Below are 3,049 nucleotides of genomic sequence, written 5' to 3'. Positions count from 1 at the left end.
CTTTTCTTTGATGTCCCCATTTTGTGGAGCCCGATAATCCCGCCTTTTAGGTTCAAGATTATCGGGTTTTTTGTTGCCTTGAAAAAAAATCCTTATAAAACAATGCTTCGAAAAACACATAACTACCCTGTGGCGACAAAGTGGCGACAGCCATTTCACGGACATAAAAAAACCTGCTTTCGCAGGCTTCTTGTTAAATCCAAAGTGTTCCCTGATTGCTTCGGGTTGGGTGTGGCGGAGCGATATCAACTTTGCCCGGTGATACGATCTGCCGCTGAATAGATTCCAACGTCACAAAAGTACAACTGCAATTTATGTTTTGGCATTGATGATAACGCTCTTTAGTGTTCTCACTAAGAGATCCGATGGTGCTGCCGAACGGCTCCCGCCTGATGTTCCTCGGCACCAACGTGCGCACCGCGCAGAGCTAAATCTGTATCTGGATGAGTATTTCTGGATACCGAAATTTCAGGAGCTGCGCAAAGCCGCCAGCGGGATGTCGCTGCACAAGCGATGGCGCACCACCTATTTTTCCACACCGTCGAGTCTGGCACACTCCGCTTATCCGTTCTGGTCGGGGGAACTGTTCAACAAAGGGCGGCGCAGCAAAGCCGATCACGTTCAGCTCGACCTCAGCCACAGCCACCTGTCAAAAGGCGTGCTGTGCGATGATGGGCAATGGTGCCAGATTGTCACGGCTGAGGATGCGCTGACCGGCGGTTGTAACCTGTTCGACCTCGATCAGCTGTCGCTCGAATACAGCCCGGCTGAGTATCAGAACCTGCTGATGTGTGAATTTGTGGACGATACCGCGTCGGTATTCACGTTCGCCGAGCTGCAAGGCTGCATGGTCGATACGCTGGAAGAATGGGAGGACTTCAACCCTTACGCCGTGCGGCCGTTCGGTTATCGCCCGGTGTGGATCGGCTACGACCCATCGGAAGCCAACGGCGGGGACAGCGCCGGGTGCGCGGTGATCGCGACGCCCATGGTGGCCGGTGGCAAGTTCCGCGTGCTCGAGCGCCACCAGTGGCAGGGCATGAACTTTGCCGCTCAAGCCCAGAAGATTAAAGATCTGACCGAAAAATATTGCGTGGAGTACATCGGCATCGATGCGACCACCGTCGGCCAAGGTGTTTTCCAGTTGGTGCGCGAGTTCTTCCCGGCCACGCGGGAGATCAAATACACCCCGGAAATCAAAACCGCCATGGTGCTGAAGGCAAAAGACACCATCGGGCGCGGCTGTCTGGAATACGACACCAGCCACACCGACATCACCGCCGCCTTTATGGCGATCCGCAAAACCATGACCGCCAGCGGCGCGCGTTCCACCTACACCGCCAGCCGCAGCGAAGAAGCCAGCCACGCCGATGTCGCGTGGGCAATCATGCACGCCCTCTTGAACGAACCGCTGACCGCAGGCAGCGGCCACAGCAGCCCGAACATTTTGGAGTTTTACTGATGAGCAAGCGCAAAGGCCGCAAGGCATTTACCTCCCCGGCGCCAGCCCCGGCAGCAGAGCAGAAGCAGGATTTTGAAGCGTTCACCCTTGGCGAGCCGTCCGCTGTGCTGGATAAGCGGGAAATTCTGGATTACATCGAGTGCACGACCAATGGCAAGTGGTACGAACCGCCGATCAGCTTCGATGGGCTGGCACGCAGCTTGCGCGCCGCCGTGCATCACAGCTCGCCGATATATGTTAAGCGTAACATTTTGGCGTCTACGTTCATCCCGCACCCGCTATTAAGCCAGCAGGAGTTTAGCCGTTACGTGCTGGATTATCTGGTGTTTGGTAACGCCTTTTTAGAAGAACGTCAAAACCGCCTCGGCGCGGTGTGGATCGCGGCGCTTACTGGTTCGTGCAGGACTGGAAAGAGGCGCACCGTTTCAAGACCGACAGTGTTTTTCACCTGATTGAGCCGGATATTAACCAAGAACTGTACGGCCTGCCGGAGTACCTCAGCGCGCTTAACTCCGCGTGGCTGAACGAAGCGGCGACGCTGTTCCGCTGTAAGTATTACCAGAACGGAGCGCACGCCGGTTATATCCTGTATATGACAGACGCGGCGCAGAGTACGAGCGACGTTGACAGAATGTGCCAAGCCATGCGCGATACCAAGGGCTTAGGGAACTTCCGCAATCTGTTCATGTACGCTCCGAACGGCAAGCCGGACGGCATTAAGATCTTGCCGCTATCCGAGGTCGCCACTAAAGACGACTTTTTCAACATCAAGAACACCAGCCGCGACGATCTGCTGAGCGTGCACCGCGTTCCACCGCAGATGATGGGGATTATCCCGAGCAATACCGGCGGATTTGGGGATGTAAAAAAGGCCGCTCAGGTGTTTGTACGCAACGAGCTAACGCCGCTGCAGGAGCGAATAAAAGAGGTGAATGATTGGATCGGGGAAAGGGTGATCCAGTTCAATCCTTATGAATTGCCATCTGATTAGTCATTTTTCACGCCGTCAGATTTTTGACGGCGTTTTATATGCGTATTAGCTTGACAATTATATATAGAATTTAGATTAAATAATATTTTACTCAATCATAACACTTGCGAGCAACTTCATTTCATCAACCCACGATTTCCAAAGAAAATCATGGGTTTTCTGCTCAACCCAAAACATGACATCAGAAGGATGTCTATATTTCGTATTCGAATACCGCACTTTGGCCGAATTAATACTTGAGATAGTATGAGGTGTTATATGTGCATTTGCATTCCTAACAGATTGCAAATCCTTAATTAATATAGAACTGGCAACAGCAATAGACACATTTTGTGCGTTTGGCGTATTCAGCAAGCTGAATACCAAACCTAATTTATCAACATCCCCCCATGTCAGTTCATTATGAGGTTTCAATGATTTAATTTGAGTAACCGTTTGGTTTAATGATAATGTTTTTACTACATACAATAACTCACCATCATTTAGGGTGGAATATCGTGGCATAATTATATGCTGACCATGTATTGTCTCTCCCCCGCGAATTGAACCAAAAAGCAACGTCTTACAAAATGCTCCCCAAGACTGCCACATTGCAG

5 protein-coding genes and 1 pseudogene are annotated in these 3,049 nt (G+C 51.5%); 4 read left to right on the top strand and 2 right to left on the bottom strand.

What is annotated here, in order from left to right; translation table 11 throughout:
* Positions 1 to 282, top strand: a 282-nt coding sequence (locus AB0B35_RS42015) for a hypothetical protein (protein ID WP_361057481.1), incomplete at its 5' end; no start/stop codon positions are given.
* Here the strand turns inward: AB0B35_RS42015 and AB0B35_RS42010 are convergent.
* Positions 194 to 406, bottom strand: coding sequence for an ogr/Delta-like zinc finger family protein (locus tag AB0B35_RS42010; protein ID WP_072070392.1), 213 nt, complete (start codon positions 404 to 406; stop codon positions 194 to 196). The two genes, AB0B35_RS42015 and AB0B35_RS42010, sit on opposite strands and share 89 nt — an antisense overlap.
* On the opposite strand from AB0B35_RS42010, the pseudogene AB0B35_RS42005 reads away from it, so the two are divergent.
* The 3 genes and pseudogenes from AB0B35_RS42005 to AB0B35_RS41995 form a co-directional block, all read left to right on the top strand.
* Positions 360 to 1,462: pseudogene (locus tag AB0B35_RS42005) on the top strand (terminase family protein); the annotation flags it as partial. The gene AB0B35_RS42010 and the pseudogene AB0B35_RS42005 sit on opposite strands and share 47 nt — an antisense overlap.
* A complete protein-coding gene (locus AB0B35_RS42000; protein WP_361057477.1) occupies positions 1,462 to 1,914 on the top strand; it encodes a hypothetical protein in 453 nt (150 codons plus the stop codon). The pseudogene AB0B35_RS42005 and the gene AB0B35_RS42000, both read left to right, overlap by 1 nt.
* A complete protein-coding gene (locus tag AB0B35_RS41995; protein ID WP_361057475.1) occupies positions 1,860 to 2,453 on the top strand; it encodes a phage portal protein in 594 nt (197 codons plus the stop codon). The genes AB0B35_RS42000 and AB0B35_RS41995 overlap by 55 nt, the downstream gene beginning before the upstream one ends.
* Before the next feature lie 87 nt (positions 2,454 to 2,540).
* Here the strand turns inward: AB0B35_RS41995 and AB0B35_RS41990 are convergent.
* A partial coding sequence (locus tag AB0B35_RS41990) for a hypothetical protein (RefSeq protein WP_361057472.1) occupies positions 2,541 to 3,049 on the bottom strand: 509 nt, incomplete at its 5' end.

The organism is Catellatospora sp. NPDC049133 (genome assembly GCF_040648455.1).
Lineage (GTDB): Bacteria > Actinomycetota > Actinomycetes > Mycobacteriales > Micromonosporaceae > Catellatospora > Catellatospora aurea.
This window is presented reverse-complemented; position numbering and strand designations above follow the sequence as displayed.

Excerpts from the sequence above, each read along its gene's own strand:
- AB0B35_RS42000 (WP_361057477.1), top strand. The coding sequence starts at position 1,462 with ATGAGCAAGCGCAAAGGCCGCAAGGCATTTACCTCCCCGGCGCCAGCC.